We start from the raw sequence: 16989 nt of genomic DNA on the forward strand, positions 1-16989 counted from the left end.
TGTTGGCGTGCGTTTTTGTGAGCTTCGGCGGGCAAATGTCAAACGGATTGGAGCTTTCGGTGTCGGAAAATCTCAAAGATTGGCAGCCGCGCCCGCGTCCCGCGCGCAAGTCCATCGACGGCCGGTACGCCCGGCTCGAACCGCTGAGCGCCGCAAAACACGGCGACGGTCTCTATGAGGCCTCCTCCGTGTCCGACGTCGACGGCCGCTTCGCCTGGCTGCCCGATTATCCGCCGGAAACCCGCGCCGCCTTCCAGCCATGGCTGGACAGAGTGGAAGCCAGCGAGGATCCGCTGTTCTTTGCCGTCATCGACAAGGCCAGCGGCAAGGTCGCCGGACGCCAGACGCTGATGCGCATCGATCCGGCCTATGGCGTCATCGAGATCGGCAACATCTATTGGGGTCCGCTCATCTCGCGCAAGCCGGCGGCGACGGAAGCGCAGTACCTGTTCATGAAATACATCTTCGACGAGCTCGGCTATCGCCGCTACGAATGGAAGTGCAACAACCGCAACGAGCCATCGAAGCGGGCAGCGGAACGGTTCGGCTTCAAGTTCGAAGGCATTTTCCGGCAGCATCTCATCGTCAAGGGTGAAAACCGCGATACCGCGTGGTATTCGATCATCGACAAGGAGTGGCCGGCCCTGCGCAATGCCTATGAAGCGTGGCTCGATCCGGCCAACTTCGATGGTGACGGCCAACAGAAGCGACGGCTTGAGGATTTTCGCGCGGAGTTCGGCGCGTGAGCTGAATTCGGCGTAACGGGAGTTCGTCATTGGCGCATAGCCACGATCATAGCGGGCACGATCATACTCGGCACGATCATGGGGCCGGCCATGTGCATGGCTCGACCGACAAGAAACGCGTCCTGATCGCCGCCGGCCTGACCGGTGGCTTCATGATCGCCGAAGCGCTTGGCGGCCTCTTCACCGGGTCGCTGGCGCTGCTGGCCGATGCCGGCCACATGCTTGCCGATTCGATCGCGCTTGGTCTTGCCTGGTATGCGTTTCATCTTGCGGGGCGCCCGGCGACCGGCCGTCTCACCTATGGCTTCGGGCGGGTCAAGACACTGGTGGCCTACACCAACGGCATCGCCATCTTCGTCATCGCGCTGTGGATCGTCTACGAGGCATGGGGGCGCCTGCAGGTGCCGGTGCCGGTGCTTGGCGGGCCGATGCTGGTGGTGGCGATCCTCGGCCTCGTGGTGAATATCGGTTGCTTCTTCGTGCTGCATGGCGGCGACCGCGAAAGCCTGAACATGCGCGGCGCCATCCTGCATGTCCTCGGCGACCTGCTCGGTTCGGCCGCCGCGATCGTTGCCGCGCTGGTCATCCTGGCCACGGGCTGGACGCCGATCGACCCGATCCTGTCGGTCTTGGTCTCGCTGCTGATCCTGTACACGGCGTGGTCGCTGATGCGCGAAGCCGCGCATGTGCTGCTCGAGGGCGTGCCGCCGACCCTCGACCGGGATCTGATCGCCAGGGACCTGGAAACGACGGTCCCGGGCGTGCGCGAGGTGCACCACATGCATGTCTGGTCACTCGACGGAACAAGCAACATGGCGACGCTGCATGCCTGCCTTGGCGAGGGCGTCGATGCCTATCAGGCGGTCAGCGCCGTCAAGAAGCGGCTTGCCAGCGAGCACGGCATCAGCCATGCCACGGTGGAACCGGAGTTCGGCCAGTGCGCCGACAAAGGCGACGACGACGATCATGATCGCGGGCACCATGCAGCGCCGCATCATGGCCATTATCACTAGGGCCGATCGATTGATGTCGATCGGTGCTGCCTCAGGAGTTCCAAAGCTTTGAAAGCCAGCCCGATGAATGACCGCCGCTGCCCGGGTGCAGCGTGATGGACCGCGACACGCGCAATGCAGCCATCGCGGCGGTGTGGATCATGCTTCTGTTCGGCATCGCGGCCTTCTATCTGCCGACCGTGATGTTGGCACTGGGCAGCCTCTCGACCGTGCTGGCCGGTGCCTTTGGCATTGTCTTCGTTCTGGCGTTTTTCTCGGTGTTCTGGTTGCGGGCCCGCAACCAGCGCAAAAACCAGGGTAAGTAGAGGTCTTTGACATGCGCATTCTGATCACTGGCGCCGCGGGAATGGTCGGCCGCAAGCTCATCGCCCGGCTGGCCAAGGACGGCATGCTGCGCGGCCGCAAGATCACCGCGCTCGACCTGCACGATATCGTGCCGCCGCAGGCGCCAATCATGGACGGGGTCAGCGTCGCGGCTCACACCGGCGATCTCGCCGTGGCCGGTGCCGCCGAAAGCCTGGTCGCATCGCGCCCCGATGTCGTCTTTCATCTCGCGGGCATCGTGTCCGGCGAGGCGGAAGCCAATTTCGATCTCGGCTACCGCGTCAATCTCGACGGCACACGGGCGCTGTTCGACGCCATCCGCCTGGCCGGCTTTGCGCCGCGCGTCGTCTTCACCTCGTCGATCGCGGTGTTCGGCGCGCCGTTCCCGGACGTCATCCCCGATGACTTCCATCCGACGCCGCTGACCTCCTACGGCACGCAGAAGCAGATGAGCGAAGCGCTGCTGGCCGACTACTCCAGGCGTGGTTTCTTCGACGGCATCGGCATCCGCCTGCCGACCATCTGCGTGCGGCCCGGCAAGCCGAACAAGGCGGCTTCAGGGTTCTTCTCCGGCATCATCCGCGAGCCCCTGAACGGTCAGGAGGCGATCCTGCCGGTGCCGCGCTCCGTCGTGCACACCCATGCCAGCCCGCGTTCGGCGGTGAATTTCCTGATCCATGCGGCTCAGATCGACGGCGCCGCCGTCGGGCCGCGCCGCAACCTGACGATGCCCGGCGTCGCCGTCACCGTTGGCGAACAGATCGAGGCATTGGAGCGCGTTGCCGGCGCCGAGGCGGTAAGCCTGATCCGCGAAGAGCCGGACGAAACGATCTGGGCGATCGTCAAGGGCTGGCCGACACGATTCGAGGCGCGGCGGTCAAGGGAACTGGGCTTCAGCGCTGAAAAGAACTTGGACGAGATCATCCGCGCGCATATCGAGGATGAGCTGGGCGGCAAGATTCCTGGTTAGGGAGGGGCACCCATCCCGTTCCAACGGGATGGGACAGACCTAAACGCTGCCCGTCAGGCTGGCCGACAGCAACAGCAGTCCGAACAGGAAGACGAAGGCGGCGCCGCCGATCTCGACGATCGAGTGGATGCGGTTGCCCATGCGGCCATCGCCGGCGAAATACACCGCCCAGTTCTTAGCGGTCACCGCAAGGGTCGCAAGCGCCGAGACGGTGATCGCGGTTCCGAGCGACATCGCCAGCACGGAGAGCAGGCCGCCAAGCCAGAGCCCATTGAGCAGGGCGAAGCTGAGCACGATCAGCGCGCCGGAGCAGGGGCGGATGCCGACGGCGGCCACCGCCGTCCAGGCCGTGCGCCAGTCAAAGCGATCGCCCGACAACAGCGCCGGATCGGGCGCGTGCGAATGGCCGCAAGTGTCGCAGACCTCGCCCGCCGCGTGATCGTGATGAGCATGATCATGCGCGCCATGACCATGGTCGTGATGGTCGTGCGAATGGCCGTGCGCGTGGTCGTGATCGTCATGAACGTGCAGGGCGTGCGAATGGGCATGCGCCGAATGGCCGTGACCAGCATGCGAGTGACCGGCGTGCGAGTGGCCGCCGTGGGAATGACTGGCGTGGGCCGCCGACAGGCTGTAGGCGGGGCCCCTGCCGAACAGCCGCAGGACGGAGGGGCCGAGCTTGCGCCACAGCAGCCAGGCACCAAACAGGGTGACGAAGACGAAGCTCATGATCTCCATGAACCAGGCCGCATCGGTCATCGAGACGGCGGTGCCGCGCAGGACGAAATAGGCGACCGCCATCACGGCGACCGCGGTCAGGCCCTGCAGCAGCGCAGAGACGAAAGACAACAGGATGCCGCGGCGCAGCGCCACTTCATTGGCCACCATGTAGGACGAGATCACCGCCTTGCCGTGACCGGGACCGGCGGCATGGAAGATGCCGTAGGCGAAGGACAGGCCGATGAGCAGCCAAAGTTTGCTGCCGTCCTGGCGCATCGCCTTCATCGCCGTCGCCAGCGCGCGATAGAATTCCTGCTGCCGCAGATTGATCCACATCAGGATGTGGGCGAACGGGCCGGTGGTGGGCGCCATGCCGTCATTGACGCCGATGCCGAGCGAGCTCTGGGCATGGGCGACGTTGGCGAAATGCATCATGGCGAAGGTGATGGCCAACAGGCCGAATGCCAAACGCAGGGACGGTTTCGTCACCGGGTTCATCCTTCTGGCTGACAGTTCAGTTCAAGCTTGGTGGCGAAGATCTTGCTCATGTCGGTGCCTGTCGGATCGTTGAAGAAGGCGTCCGTCAGGGTCTTCTGGTTTTCCTTGATGGCTTCATCCGGGTCCGGCCGAACGACCTTGCTGGTGCAGTTCGATGGCAGGCCTTCAACCGTTATGTTGGAATCCTCGGTGAAGTCGATCGCGGTGTAGAATGTCGGATCGTAGACGCCAATGTCGATCTTGCCGGCCAGCTTGATCGGCACCTTCGGTTCGGACTCGAACAGGATGATCAACTGGTCGTTGTCGAAATTGGCCATCAAATGCGGTGGCGGTGTCATCGCCACGTCCTTGCCGTCGACGGTGACGAGCTGGAAATAGTTGAACTCGGCCAGCGAGGCGTGGACGGTGTCGGCGACCTCCTTCAGCTCGTTGTCGTCGAGCTTCAGGTCGGAGTTCTTGTCGAACTCCATCATCACCGTGCTGGAGAACAGATCGTCGAAGCGCCAGAGATGACGCAGCGCCTTCACACTTTGGTGATCCGGGGAGAGGATCACGTCGAGGCGGGCCTCGGCGAAGACGTGCGGATGCACCTCAGCCGGTCCGACGGCGGCAAAGGTCGCCGCCAAGGCCGAAGCCAGCATGATTGCGTGCCGTTTAAGATGCATTCTCGGTCGCGATTCCATCGGCCTCGGAGAGATATCGAGAGTTACCAGAAAGGGGGCGAAATTGGGACCGCTGGTGCTTGTCACCCAGATGGCGTGGCGGCTTGGGGACATCTACACGCACAAGAAAAGACCCAAAGCGCGTTGCGGCGCAACGCGCTTTGGCGGCTGAGCCTGGTCAGGCAGCCTCGCGCGTCCTGAACCACTGCACCAGGAAATCGACGAAGACGCGGACCTTCGCCGGCAGATAGCGGCGATGCGGGTAGACGGCGAAAATGCCCCCGCCGGACAGGATGCGGTCATCCAGCACCGTCACCAGCCGGCCGCTCTCGATGTCGGGCGCGGCGATGAAGTCCGGCAGGACGGAAAATCCCAACCCCGCCACCGCCGCCGCGCGCGCCGTCATCGGGCTGTTGACTTCGATCGGGCCCGATACCGAAACGCTTATCGGATCGCCATTGTCACCCTTGAACGGCCAGTTGTTCAGGCCTCGGCCATTGGTGTCGATGATGCATGGCATGCGGCCAAGGTCCTGCGGCCGTGTCGGCGTGCCATGCTTGGCGATCAGCTCGGGGGAAGCGCACAGCTTTATCGAAAACGGCGCCAGGCGCCTGGCGATCAGCGACGAGTTCTCCAGCCGCGAGATGCGCACCGCAAGATCGAAGCCTTCCTCGACGAGATCGACGAAACGGTCGTCGAGCTGGATGTCGAGCACGATGTCGGGGTGCTGCTTGGCGAAGTCGATCAGCGACTGGCCGATCGGCGCGTCGGCGAAGGTGCGCGGCGCCGACAGCTTGATCCGGCCGCGCACGTCGCCGGAGGATTCGCGCACGGCGTCGGCCAGGCTGTCGACCTCGCGCACAATCTCCGAGGCGCGCCGGTAGTAGGTGTGGCCGGCCTCGGTCATCGAGAACTGGCGGGTGGTGCGGTTGAGCAGCAGCGCGCCGAGCTCGTCCTCCAGCTCACGCACATATTTCGACAGCAGCGCCTTGGAGCGGCCGATCTTGCGCGCCGCCGCGGAAAAGCCCTCGGCTTCGACCACGTCGATGAAGGCACGCATGCGGGTCAGTGTGTCCATGGTCAGGCCTTTCGTGCCGCGTCGAGAAGTTTCCGGCCGAGCCGTATCAGGGCGATGTCGCTGCCGGAAGGGCCAAGCAGCGACAGGCCGAACGGCGCGCCGGCAACCGAGCCGATGGGCAAGGTGATTTGCGGAAAGCCGGACAGTCCGGCCAGGCACAGAAGCCGTAGTGCCCGCTCGCGATAGGCCTGGAATTGCTCCGGCGTGCTGTCCACATACGGTGCCGGGCCCGGAACCGTCGGCAGGACAAGGAAGCCGTCCTTGCCGAGCAGGGCGGCCAGTTCGCCGCGAAAGGTCAGCCGGCGCACCATCTCGCCCTGCGCCGTTCGGTCGTCGACGGCACGGCCAAAGCCGAAACGTTCCTCGACGCCGGGGCCGAGGTCGCGCTCGGCACTGGTGATCCATTGCCCGTGCACCGCCCAAGCCTCCTTGGCCTGCAGCCGGCGAAAGCACCAGTAGAGTTCATCCGGAGACGAGGTGAAGGGCGTTTCCGGCGCCGCCGGCGTGCCGAAAACCGCGCTCGCCAGCGCCTTCATGTCAGCATATTCGGCAATCGCCGGGCGGGCGACCAGATCGTCCAGCCAGTCCAGCGACAGCGGACGGTCCAAGGGGTGGTGGTGCGGGTCGCGGCCGAGCAACAGCTTGCCGACCGTCTCGTAGGTCTCGATGTCGTCGGCGAACCAGCCGAACGTGTCGAAGCTCGGCGCCAGTTGCATGGCGCCGCCGAGCGAGATGCGTCCATGCGTGGTGCGCAGGCCAATCAGTCCGCAAAAGCTCGCCGGCGCGCGGATCGAGCCGCCGGTGTCGGAGCCGGTCGCGATGTCGGCCAGCCTGCCCGCCACCGCCGCCGCCGATCCCGACGATGAGCCGCCGGTGACGCGGTCGGGCGCTGCCGGGTTCACCGGAAACGAAAAATGCGCATTCTGGCCGAACAGCGCGAAGGCGAGCTCGTCGGTCTGGGTCTTGCCGACGAAGCGTGCGCCGGCATCGAGAATCATCTGCACGGCGGGCGCGGTGCGCGAGGCGGCATCGCTTTCGGCGAATTTCCGTAGATTGCCGCAGCCAGTGCGGTAACCGGCAACGTCGTAGATGTCCTTGACGGCCAGCCGCAGGCCGGCAAGCGGTCCGAGCTCGGCATGTGCCACCGGCATCTGGGGAAGATCGAGAAAGGCGTTGAGAGGGCCGTGCGTGCCTGTCATCGTTCGATATCCGGATACGGTTGTCGCAACATTGTTCGATGCCGGAAATTTTACAACCTTGGATGCGATTTTTATTGATTGTGAAACGCTTCGCTCTTATATCGCGCTTGCCCAAAGTCGCACGTGCCTGTGGGTGTCCGCCGATCCTCGAATGGTGAGGGAAATCGGTAAGGTAGCTGGAGCCAACCCCTCCAGTCGGTTTAGCGGCCAACCGCCAGATCGAGGACACCTTGAAGCAACGACGGTGCGGGCCTTTCTGGTGTTCTGCCGGTTGTCCAAAGACCGGGGTTACTGAAGAGGCACACCTTCATTGCCGGCAGTGCGGAACGGGGTCTCCCAATCCAAGCCAAGGCAGACAAAGCGAACCGAGGCCGGGCAAGGCCAAGGTTCACCGCCGCGAGACGGCGTTTCATGGTTCCGGGGTCTCCACCGGCTGGTTCCATGGATTTCCGTCCCGCCTTTGTCCACCGCGTGTTCGCGAGGCCGAGGGCCCGCGTCCCGCAGCCTTTGTGCGCGCCGAGAGGCGCTGATGGAGAGACCCGATGGCTACCCAGCGCATCCTTGACTTCCTCGCCACCCGACGTCCGACCGGCCCCTGCCTCGTGGTCGACCTCGATGTCGTGCGCGACAATTTCCGCGCCTTCGAGAAGGCGCTCCCCGATCCGAAGATCTACTATGCGGTGAAAGCAAACCCGGCGCCGGAAATCCTGCGCCTGCTTGCTGCGATGGGCTCGTCCTTCGACACCGCTTCCGTTGCCGAAGTCGAGATGGCCATGGACGCCGGTGCGCCGGCGGACCGCATTTCCTTCGGCAACACCATCAAGAAGGAGCGTGATATCGCGCGCGCCTACCAGCTCGGTATCAAGCTGTTCGCGGTCGATTGCGTCGAAGAGGTCGAAAAGATCGCTCGCGTCGCTCCCGGCGCGCGCGTGTTCTGTCGCGTGCTGACCGATGGCGAAGGCGCCGAGTGGCCGCTGTCGCGCAAGTTCGGCTGCGTGCCGGCGATGGCCGTCGACGTGCTGCGCCATGCCAAGGGGCTCGGCCTCGACGCCTATGGCGTATCGTTCCATGTCGGCTCGCAGCAGACCGACCTGACCGCCTGGGATCGTGCGCTCGCCGACGCCAAGGCGGTGTTCACGACGCTCGCCGAGGAAGGCATTGTGCTCAAGATGGTCAACATGGGTGGCGGTTTCCCGACGCGCTATCTGCGTGACGTGCCGGCCGCCCAGGCCTATGGCCAGGCGATCTTTTCGGCGCTGCGCAAGCATTTCGGCAATGCCATTCCGGAAACCATCATCGAGCCGGGCCGTGGCATGGTGGGGAACGCCGGCGTCATCAAGTCGGAAGTCGTGCTGATCTCGAAGAAGGCCGACAACGACAATGTGCGCTGGGTGTTCCTCGACATCGGCAAGTTCGGCGGCCTGGCCGAGACGATGGACGAGGCGATCCGCTATCCCCTCGTCACCCGCCATGACGGCACGGAGACCGCACCTTGCGTGCTCGCCGGCCCGACCTGCGATTCGGCCGACGTGATGTACGAGAAGACGCCTTATCCGCTGCCCTTGTCGCTGACCATCGGCGACGAGGTGCTGATCGAAGGCACCGGTGCCTACACGACCACCTATTCGGCGGTCGCCTTCAACGGCTTCGAGCCTCTCCGATCCTACGTGATCTGACGGTTCGCAAGAGCCGATCAGATCATCCGGCGCGGGCGAAGAGATCGCCCGCCTCGGCTCGCTTGTGGAACAGATCTCCGCTCGCCAGGGATTGCGGAAATGGACATTGCAAATTTCACTGTTGAAGGCGCCGCGCACTGGTCGATCTCCTCCCTTGGGGGAGAGGTGGCCGGCGCTGTTGCCATCGTTGCCGAAACCGCGGCCGACGTCACGGCACGCGAAGCCTTGCTCGACGATGCCATGGGGCCGAAGCGCAAGGCAAAGTCGTCGGAAAAGCTGCGGCGTGGCCGGCGCCCTTCGGAAGGCCTTGCCTTCGTCGCGCGCGATGCGTCCAGCGCCGTGGCCGGCACGGTGCGGCTGTGGGACGTCACGCTGGGCGAGGGCGGTCCGGCAGCGCTGCTGCTTGGCCCGCTCGCCGTCGCCCCATCGCTCAAGAGTGCCGGCATCGGCTCGGCGCTGATGCGCCATGCAATCGCCGAGGCGGCGCGCCTCGGCCACGCCGCGATCCTGCTGGTCGGCGACGAGCCCTACTACGGGCGCTTCGGATTCTCGGCCGCCAGGACCGGTTCGCTTGCCATGCCGGGACCCTATGAACGGCACCGCCTGCTGGCGCTGGAACTGGTGGACGGCGCGCTCGACGGTGTGCAAGGCACGCTGAAAGCGGCGGGACGCAAGCTGAAGGCACAGGAGCTGACGTCGGCGGCCTGAGGCTGCAAGGGCAGCTTAAAGCGGGTACTTGGCTTATCGTCCAAAACAAAACGCCGCCGGTCGGGCGGCGTTTTGTGTGTCTGAAATCGATCAGCCCAGCAGCTGGCTGAGCGCCATGGCGACGGTCATGTCGCCTTCGACCTTGATCTTGCCGGTCATGAACGCCATCGTCGGGTTCAGGTCGCCTGATATCAGCGAATCCAGATCGTCGAGCGAGAGCTTGATGGTGCAATCGGCGGGGGCGTCGGTGGTCGAAATGGTCGCGCCGTCGATGACGATGACGCCGTCGCCGCCGGTGTCGAACTTCACGGAACGATCGAACCCGCTGCTGGCCACGCGCGACCTGATCTTCTCGGCAATCTCCTGAACGCTCACGCTGTTCTCCTTGTCTGGTTGCATCTGTCGCGCACCGACGCTTCGATCCGGCCGAAGCCCCATGCCGTGTTTTTCGCGATCCTGGTCGCTGCCGCATATAGCTTTGGGTTGACGTTTACGTCAACGCGAATTCCGGCTGCGGGCGGCTCAATGTTCCGTGGACGGCTTGGTCATTTCCGGCGCCGTCTCGCTTTTCTTGCGGCGCAGCCAGTTGTCGCGGATCTCGTCCTTCGACAGGAAGTTGACCTGATCGATCAGGACCTCATGCACCAGGGTGGCGCCGACACGCTTGTTGACGGTGTCGCGGATCGCGGCGCGGAAGGCATCGAGGTCGATCGCCTCCTTCTTGGTGAAGTCGACCTGCGGATTGGAATAGAGGTAGGAATAGACCTGGTCCGTAATGAGCGCTTCGGCCGGGATCGACAGCTTCTTTATCTGCTCGGGTTCCACGGTGTAGACGAGCTTGGTCAGGAAATAGCCGTCGATCCGGGAATCGCGGATCAGCGGCACTGAAATGATATCGGTCTTGACGTAGTCGAGCCCGCCCAGCATCGGCTTCGGGGTTTCGCCGACTCCTTTTTCGCCCGCCGCTTGGAACGAATAGAACACGGCGCCGAGCGTGGCGGCGCAGATCCAGATGGCGATGGCGATGACCTTGATCATCGGGCGTTGTCATTCCCTGGCGATGGAAACGCGGCGCTGTCTTCTTGCCTCGGCAAGATCGTCGGCGAAAACCGCTTCCCGTTTTTCGTCGACGCGGTCCTTCGGCTCGGCATCATGCCTTCGACCAGCCGAACTCGCCGGCGGAGTAGGTGCCGTCGGCTTCCGAGCGCTGGATGGCGCTCCGCAACAGGCTGGCGACTTCATTGACCGCGCTGAGGTGAGCCAGGATCGCCGCCTCGTTCTTCGCCAGCTTCTGGCGCAGCCGGGTCAGGCCCTCGCGGTGCTGTTCGAGGAACTCGGCTTCACCGCCGCCCTTCATGGCGCGGGCCAGTTCATAGAGATAGCGGCTCTTGCGGGCATTCGATGCCTTGAGGTCATAGCTGGTGTCGCTGCGGATGCCGGCGGTCTCTTCCTCGACCACTTCCTCGATGCGGCCGATGATGGCGGCGAGATTGCCAGGTCGCGCGAACGGGATCGGCGCTTCCGACGCGCTCGTGCGCGCGGGCAGGTTGGCGGTGAATTCCGAAAAGTCGGCCATGAGAATCCTGGTCTAGTTAGATTGAACTCGGATACGCGCTATCTCAGTGCTTGAGCATGATCTTTCCGCAAAACCGGTTCCGATTTCGGGGATCCTGCCTAGATCTTGATGTCGGTCTTGATGGTCGTGTCGTCACCGGTGATCGACCGCGCGGCCTTGCGCTGCAATTCGTGCACCAACGAGGTTGACAGGCTGTTCTGCTGATCGATCTCGGTCTTTTCCGGCCCGCCCGAAACCGGGCCGACCGGCACAACGCGTTTGCCTTCGAGATAGTGGTCGGCAAGCATCGACTTGGCGATGCCGATGCCGCCGCGCTCGGCCATGACGTCGGCCACCCGCTCGGCAAGCTGCGATTTCCACATGTCGCCGGCCAGGCCCTTGCCGTAGACGCCTTCGGTGTCCTTGGGCAGCATGTTCTGGATGAAGGTCTGCAGCACCATCGCCTCGAACTTCTTGAACTTCTTGGCCGGGTCGGTTGACGCGGCGGCCTTGTCGGCGGTGGCGCGCGACAGGATCGAGCCGGCATCCACCGACGCGGCGGTGTCGACCGAAAACGTCCCGGCGGCACCACCGGCCCGCTTTGTCAGCGCGGCGCGGGCAGCCTCGATATCCGTCGGGTCGACGGCTCGGGCAACATCCATAACGATGTCGCTGGGTGGAGAGATCGCCAAGAAAGTCCGCCTTTTGTCGGTTTTCCGTGGTTAGGACAATGCCTCAACAAGCTTGTGGCAGGCTTGCGCGGCCGCTGGCTGAAGCGCGTCGCCCCGAAACGCACTCCTGCGACGCGCTTCAAGTCCTTGTTTTCATGCATGCCGTTGTCCCAAGACCGGAACCACTTTTGGACCGTGCACTAATCGTCACTTTCCGGTTGCCGCTTCTGCGCGATCAGGTCGAGGCGCTCGCGGTCGGAGCGTTGGCGTTCGTCGCGGCTGCGCACATCCTTGTAGGTGCGCTCGACCATGTTGGTGCGCGCGGTTGCCGCGGCGATGAGGCCGGCCTCCTGCCTGGCGCTTTCGAGGTTCGCTTCCTGGCGCCCGACCGCGCTGGCGATGCGGCGATGATAAAGGTCGGGAAACAGGCCCGAAAGGGAATTGGCCTGGTCGAAATGTCCGACCAGATCCCTGGCCTCGGCCTCGGCAGCGCTGGCCGCGGCAAGGAAGGTGGCATGACGGGTTTCGTGCAGCGCCTTCAGTTGCTCCTGCACCTTGACCAGTTTCTTCAGGCGGTCCCTGCGTGCGCTCATTGTCATCTCGCCAGCGTCAGGTCGACAAAGCCGTTGACGAACAGCGACAGCATGGTGCCGACGGCGAAATAGAAGATGATCATGCCACCGGCGATGACGAAGGGCTGGGAGATGAAATAGATCGGGATCTGCGGGGTCAGCTTGTTGACGAAGCCGATCGTCAGATTGACCAGGATGGCATAGGCGACAAACGGGCTGCCGAGCCGGATGACAAGGAAGAACGTGTCCGACACCGTATCGGTGACATCGACGAGTGCGGCCTGCGGATTGAAGAAGATGTTGACCGGGGCGACCGTGTAGGAGGCGACCAGCGCCCGCACGATCTCATGGTCGAAATCGAAGACGAAGAGCATCAACAGCGCCGAGAACGAGATGATGGCGGCGAGCGCCGCCTGTGGTTCCGGCTCCTCGATCGCCGGTCCGCCGGTGCCGCCATAGCCGATCAGCATGGCGATGGCCGAGCCCATGAAGCGCAAGGCTTCCATGTACAGCCTGGTCATGGCGCCGATCAGTCCGCCGACCAAAAGTTCCGATATGATCATCGGCACGAGGATCTGCGGGCGCGGGTCGACGAAGGGAATGATGCGGTCCCAAAGGAAGGCGAGCAGGCCGCCGGTGGCGGCGACCGCCACGAACAGCCTGACCTGGACCGGAACGCGGGCGCTGGACAGGCCGGGCATCAGCATGAAACAGGCGCCGATGCGGCAGAAGGCGAGGAACGCCGCGATGACGACGCTCTGCGAAAGCACGCTCACGATATGGTTCCGAGCACCCTGATCTCGACGCCCTTGGCGATTTCGACATGGCTGAGCACCGGCAGGGTGGTGAACAGCCGCTCGATGATCATGCGCACATAGGGGCGGGCATCGGGCGCGGTGACCAGCACGAAACGCTCGCCGGCTTCCAGATATTTCTTGATCGCCTTGGTGGCGTCCTGGCCGAACTCCTCGAGCTGGCGCGGATCGATGTCGAACTCGCGCACCTCGCCCTTGGCGTCGCGCTTGAGGCTCTGGTGAAAGGCGAGGTCCCAGCGGTTGCCAAGCCGCAGCACCTTCAGCACGCCGCCCTCGGAGAGGTCGCCGCAGATCTGCTGGGCCATGCGGATGCGGACATGTTCGACGATCTGCTCGGTGCGGCGCACATGCGGCGCGATCTCGGCGATTGCCTCGATGATCAGATGCAGGTTGCGGATCGAGACCCGCTCGGCGAGCAGCAGCTTCAGCACCGCCTGCAGGCCGGGATAGGAGATATGCGTGGTGCAGATATCGTCGGCGAGCTTGCGGTATTCCTGGTCCTGCCGTTCGAGCAGCGCCTTCATGTCCTTGTAGGATAGAAGCTGCGGCAGGTTGTTGCGGATGACCTCGGAAAGATGGGTGAGCAGCACCGACATGTTGTCGGCGAAGGTATAGTTCTCGCGCTTCAAATCCTCGGCGAAGGTTTCGAGCACGGAGTAGGCGCGCATGCCGAAGGCCGGCTCGCGGATTTCCTCGCCCGGTATTTCGGGCAGGTCGCGATTGCCGAGCAGCACCATGATCTCGCCGACGCGCATCTGGTATTCGGCCACAACGGTGCCGTGCACCTTGATCTGGTAGCTCTTCGGCGGGATGGCGAAATCGTCGGCGACGCGCACCTCCGGCACGACGAAGCCGTACTGGGTGGCGAATTTCTTGCGCATCTTGGACATGCGGAACACCAGTTCCTGATGCGAAACCAGGAGCCGCGTCGAAAGCTGCTTGCCGATCAGCAGCTCGATCTCGGCGGTGGCGAGCGAGGCCTTGACCGAGTTCTTCTCCTCCTCCGCCTTGGTCGCCTTCTCCTGGTTTTTCACCGCTTCGGCTTCGGCGAGGACCCGGTTGGCGCGCATCGGGATGACGTAGCCGAGCCCGGCCATGCCGCCGGCCAGCGCAAAGAACGGAAACAGCGGCAGGCCGGGCATCAGGCCGAGCAGCACCAGTAGCGACGCCGCCACATAGAGGGCGCGCGGATGGGCGCCGAGCTGGCCGAAGACCGCCTGGTTGGTCGAGCCGCGGGTGCCGCCCTTGGACACCAGCAGGCCGGCGGCGAGCGAGACAATAAGTGCCGGGATCTGGGTGACGAGGCCGTCGCCGACCGACAGCTTGATGAACACGTCGGCTGCCTCGCCCATGCCCATGCCGTGCCTGATATAGCCGATGGCGATGCCGCCGACGATGTTGATGGCGGTGATGATGAGGCCGGCGATGGCGTCGCCGCGGACGAATTTCGAGGCGCCGTCCATCGAGCCGAAGAAGGAGGATTCCTCTTCCAGTTCGCGGCGTCGCAACTGCGCCGTCTTGTCGTCGATCATGCCGGCGGAGAGGTCGGCGTCGATCGACATCTGCTTGCCGGGGATGGCGTCGAGGGTGAAGCGGGCGCCGACCTCGGCGATACGGGTGGCGCCCTTGGTGATGACGATGAAGTTCACCACGATCAGGATCATGAAGACGATGAGGCCGATGACGAAGTCGCTGGCCATGACCAGCTTGGAGAAGCCGGCGATGACGTAGCCGGCGGCATGCGTGCCCTCATTGCCATGCGACAGGATCATGCGCGTGGTGGCGATGTTGAGCGACAGCCGCAGCATGGTGGCGATGAGCAGCACCGTCGGGAACGACGAGAAGTCGAGCGGCCGCTGGATCCACAGCGCCACCATCAGGATCAGCACCGAAAGGGCGATCGAGAAGGCGAGGCCGATGTCGATGAGAAAGGCCGGGATCGGCAGGAACAGCACGGCCAGGATGATGACGATGCCGATGGCAAAGAAGACGTCGCGGCCGTTCTTGGCTACTGCCCCTGCCGCTATGCTTTCGCTGATCGCCATGTCGTCCCCAAACCATAGGCTGCCGAACGTGCGACAGCCCGGTGAGGGTAGCTGGCCAAGCTTGCGCGAGGGTGGGAGACTGGCAGGTTCGAACGTCTTGCAAGAAGGGAAACCAGATGCTTCTGATCATCGGCACGATCCGCTTGCCGCCCGACACGCTCGGGGAGGCAAGGCCGGCGATGGAGCGCATGGTTCGCGCCAGCCGTGCCGAGCCCGGCTGCCTCGAATATTCCTATGCGCAGGATGTCTTCGACGCCGGGCTCATCCGGGTCACGGAAGTCTGGAGCGACAGGGCAGCGCTCGACGCGCATTTCCGCGCGCCGCACCTTGCGGACTGGCGTGCGAGCTGGCCGGCGCTTGGCATCGGCGAGCGCAACCTCGTGCTCTATGAAGCCGGGGAGCCCAAGCCGACCTGATCGATCCGCGGGCCGGTTCCCGCCCGCCGCTGACGAGCACTCAGGATTTGCTGGTTCCAGCCGTCGCGACGCCAACCAGCCAGCGCCTGACAGCTCGTTCTTCCGGCGCCGACAGGCCCTCGGTCAGTTCGCTCTCGATCGCATGCACCCGCTCGCGGCATGTCCGCAGCAGCGCCTGTCCGCTGTCGCTGAGATCGATATGCTGGATGCGGCCGTGGACGGCATGCGGCTTGCGGACCAGCGCGCCGGCCCGTTCCAAGTTGGCGACGATGACGCTGAGCGTCTGCGGCGTGAGCAGCGCCAGCCGGGCGAGATCGGCGTTTGAGATGCCGGGATACGCCGCAAGCATGGTCAGCGCCACAAATTGCGGTTGTGTCACGCCGAGATCGGCCAGCGCCCTTTCCACCCTGAGCCGATGAGCGCCGGCCGCCTGTCGCAAGAGATAGCCGAGATAGCCTTCCTCGCCGCGTTTGCCTTCGCCCGGAGCCGGAATCGATGGACGTTGATTTGGCTTGCGCATGATGTAAGAGCTCTTATATGTTGTTCGAATGCTGATATTATGATGACAGGGAGCTTGTGGCGATGGGTCATCGCATTTTTCTTGCCGGCGCCTCGGGCGCCATCGGGCAGCGGTTGATCCCGCAGCTTCTGGCGGCCGGCCATCATGTGACGGGCACCACGCGCAGTGCGGACAAGGCCGTCACGTTGTGCGCCCTTGGCGTCGAGCCAGCGGTGGTGGATGTCTTTGATGCCGAGGCCCTGTCGGGTGCAATGCTTGCCGCCCGACCCGACATGGTCATCGACCAGTTGACCGACCTGCCGCCGGGCCTGGACCCGAGCCGGATGGGCGAGGCGGTCGTGCGCAATGCGCGTGTCCGCGACGAAGGCACCCGCAATCTGGTCGCTGCAGCCACCGCATCCGGCGTCCGGCGCATGGTCGCGCAAAGCATCGCCTGGGCTTACGCGCCCGGTCCGGAACCGCATAGCGAGGCCGATCCGCTGGACAGCGCCGCGGGCGGAAACCGCGGCATCAGCGTCGGTGGCGTCATCGCGCTCGAAGCGGCGGTGCTGCACGCGCCATTCGCCGGCATCGTCCTGCGATACGGCCAGCTTTATGGCCCAGGGACGGGAGCCGACGCGCCCGCCGGCCCGTCGCCTCTGCATGTCGATGCCGCCGCTTATGCCGCGCTGCTTGCGCTCGACAAGGGTACGCCCGGCATCTTCAACGTGGCGGAACCCAACCAGGCCGTTTCGACGCAAAAGGCGGTCGAGGAACTGGGCTGGCGCGCCGATTTTCGCTTGCCGGCCTGAGGCCGCCGGT

20 protein-coding genes are annotated in these 16989 nt (G+C 64.3%); 8 read left to right on the forward strand and 12 right to left on the reverse strand.

Annotation, left to right across the window (positions count from 1 at the left end; genetic code table 11):
• Nucleotides 1–59 precede the first annotated feature (59 nt).
• The 4 genes from AC56QP_RS24690 (at nt 60) to denD (ending at nt 3053) form a co-directional block, all read left to right on the forward strand.
• Nucleotides 60–746 (forward strand): GNAT family N-acetyltransferase, encoded by a 687-nt coding sequence (locus AC56QP_RS24690; RefSeq protein WP_489863092.1) that lies wholly within the window; start codon nt 60–62, stop codon nt 744–746.
• 29 nt (nt 747–775) lie between these two features.
• Nucleotides 776–1759, forward strand: coding sequence for a cation diffusion facilitator family transporter (locus AC56QP_RS24695; RefSeq protein WP_489863091.1), 984 nt, complete (start codon nt 776–778; stop codon nt 1757–1759).
• 92 nt (nt 1760–1851) lie between these two features.
• Nucleotides 1852–2064 carry a hypothetical protein gene (locus AC56QP_RS24700; RefSeq protein ID WP_091577817.1) on the forward strand — a complete coding sequence of 71 codons (213 nt, stop codon included), beginning with the start codon at nt 1852–1854 and terminating at the stop codon, nt 2062–2064.
• Between the two features lie 11 nt (nt 2065–2075).
• Entirely contained in the window at nt 2076–3053 is a 978-nt protein-coding gene (gene denD, locus AC56QP_RS24705; RefSeq protein WP_489863090.1) for a D-erythronate dehydrogenase, read from the forward strand.
• A gap of 39 nt (nt 3054–3092) precedes the next feature.
• Here the strand turns inward: denD and AC56QP_RS24710 are convergent, their stop codons facing one another.
• From AC56QP_RS24710 to AC56QP_RS24725, 4 genes are all read right to left on the reverse strand, one after another.
• Nucleotides 3093–4271 carry a nickel/cobalt transporter gene (locus AC56QP_RS24710; protein WP_489863089.1) on the reverse strand — a complete coding sequence of 393 codons (1179 nt, stop codon included), beginning with the start codon at nt 4269–4271 and terminating at the stop codon, nt 3093–3095.
• Entirely contained in the window at nt 4268–4936 is a 669-nt protein-coding gene (locus tag AC56QP_RS24715) for a DUF1007 family protein (protein ID WP_091577814.1), read from the reverse strand. The genes AC56QP_RS24710 and AC56QP_RS24715 overlap by 4 nt, the downstream gene beginning before the upstream one ends.
• Before the next feature lie 175 nt (nt 4937–5111).
• Nucleotides 5112–6011: a LysR family transcriptional regulator gene (locus AC56QP_RS24720; protein ID WP_091577813.1), complete on the reverse strand. Its 900-nt coding sequence runs from the start codon at nt 6009–6011 to the stop codon at nt 5112–5114.
• 2 nt (nt 6012–6013) lie between these two features.
• The gene (locus AC56QP_RS24725; protein ID WP_489863088.1) at nt 6014–7210 is read right to left on the reverse strand and encodes an amidase; all 1197 of its coding nucleotides are present in this window, start codon (nt 7208–7210) and stop codon (nt 6014–6016) included.
• A gap of 542 nt (nt 7211–7752) precedes the next feature.
• Here AC56QP_RS24725 and odc2 point away from each other — a divergent pair.
• Together odc2 and AC56QP_RS24735 are read left to right on the forward strand one after the other, a co-directional pair.
• Entirely contained in the window at nt 7753–8886 is a 1134-nt protein-coding gene (gene odc2 / locus AC56QP_RS24730) for an ornithine/lysine decarboxylase (protein ID WP_497108995.1), read from the forward strand.
• Nucleotides 8887–8985: 99 nt separating this feature from the next.
• On the forward strand, nt 8986–9594 hold the full coding sequence (locus tag AC56QP_RS24735) for a GNAT family N-acetyltransferase (protein ID WP_489863087.1): 609 nt from the start codon (nt 8986–8988) through the stop codon (nt 9592–9594).
• Between the two features lie 90 nt (nt 9595–9684).
• Here the strand turns inward: AC56QP_RS24735 and AC56QP_RS24740 are convergent, their stop codons facing one another.
• From AC56QP_RS24740 to flhA, 7 genes are all read right to left on the reverse strand, one after another.
• Nucleotides 9685–9969, reverse strand: coding sequence for an SCP2 sterol-binding domain-containing protein (locus AC56QP_RS24740; RefSeq protein ID WP_489863086.1), 285 nt, complete (start codon nt 9967–9969; stop codon nt 9685–9687).
• A gap of 147 nt (nt 9970–10116) precedes the next feature.
• A complete protein-coding gene (locus AC56QP_RS24745) occupies nt 10117–10632 on the reverse strand; it encodes a hypothetical protein (RefSeq protein ID WP_489863085.1) in 516 nt (171 codons plus the stop codon).
• A 112-nt stretch (nt 10633–10744) separates the two neighbouring features.
• Nucleotides 10745–11170: a hypothetical protein gene (locus AC56QP_RS24750; RefSeq protein ID WP_489863084.1), complete on the reverse strand. Its 426-nt coding sequence runs from the start codon at nt 11168–11170 to the stop codon at nt 10745–10747.
• 98 nt (nt 11171–11268) lie between these two features.
• Nucleotides 11269–11811 (reverse strand): rod-binding protein, encoded by a 543-nt coding sequence (locus AC56QP_RS24755; protein ID WP_489863083.1) that lies wholly within the window; start codon nt 11809–11811, stop codon nt 11269–11271.
• A gap of 209 nt (nt 11812–12020) precedes the next feature.
• Nucleotides 12021–12413, reverse strand: a complete 393-nt coding sequence (locus AC56QP_RS24760; protein WP_489863082.1) for a hypothetical protein — start codon at nt 12411–12413, stop codon at nt 12021–12023.
• 2 nt (nt 12414–12415) lie between these two features.
• Nucleotides 12416–13168: a flagellar biosynthetic protein FliR gene (gene fliR, locus AC56QP_RS24765; RefSeq protein WP_256751510.1), complete on the reverse strand. Its 753-nt coding sequence runs from the start codon at nt 13166–13168 to the stop codon at nt 12416–12418.
• Nucleotides 13165–15252: a flagellar biosynthesis protein FlhA gene (flhA, locus tag AC56QP_RS24770; RefSeq protein WP_489863081.1), complete on the reverse strand. Its 2088-nt coding sequence runs from the start codon at nt 15250–15252 to the stop codon at nt 13165–13167. The genes fliR and flhA overlap by 4 nt, the downstream gene beginning before the upstream one ends.
• Nucleotides 15253–15368: 116 nt before the next feature.
• Here flhA and AC56QP_RS24775 point away from each other — a divergent pair, with 116 nt between their 5' ends.
• On the forward strand, nt 15369–15668 hold the full coding sequence (locus AC56QP_RS24775) for a putative quinol monooxygenase (RefSeq protein ID WP_489863080.1): 300 nt from the start codon (nt 15369–15371) through the stop codon (nt 15666–15668).
• A gap of 40 nt (nt 15669–15708) precedes the next feature.
• On the opposite strand, the gene AC56QP_RS24780 is transcribed toward AC56QP_RS24775, so the two are convergent.
• Entirely contained in the window at nt 15709–16188 is a 480-nt protein-coding gene (locus AC56QP_RS24780) for a MarR family winged helix-turn-helix transcriptional regulator (RefSeq protein ID WP_489863079.1), read from the reverse strand.
• Between the two features lie 62 nt (nt 16189–16250).
• On the opposite strand from AC56QP_RS24780, the gene AC56QP_RS24785 reads away from it, so the two are divergent.
• The gene (locus AC56QP_RS24785; protein WP_489863078.1) at nt 16251–16979 is read left to right on the forward strand and encodes an NAD-dependent epimerase/dehydratase family protein; all 729 of its coding nucleotides are present in this window, start codon (nt 16251–16253) and stop codon (nt 16977–16979) included.
• Nucleotides 16980–16989: the final 10 nt, after the last annotated feature.

It is taken from the genome of Mesorhizobium sp. RCAM 05104, from assembly GCF_059683645.1.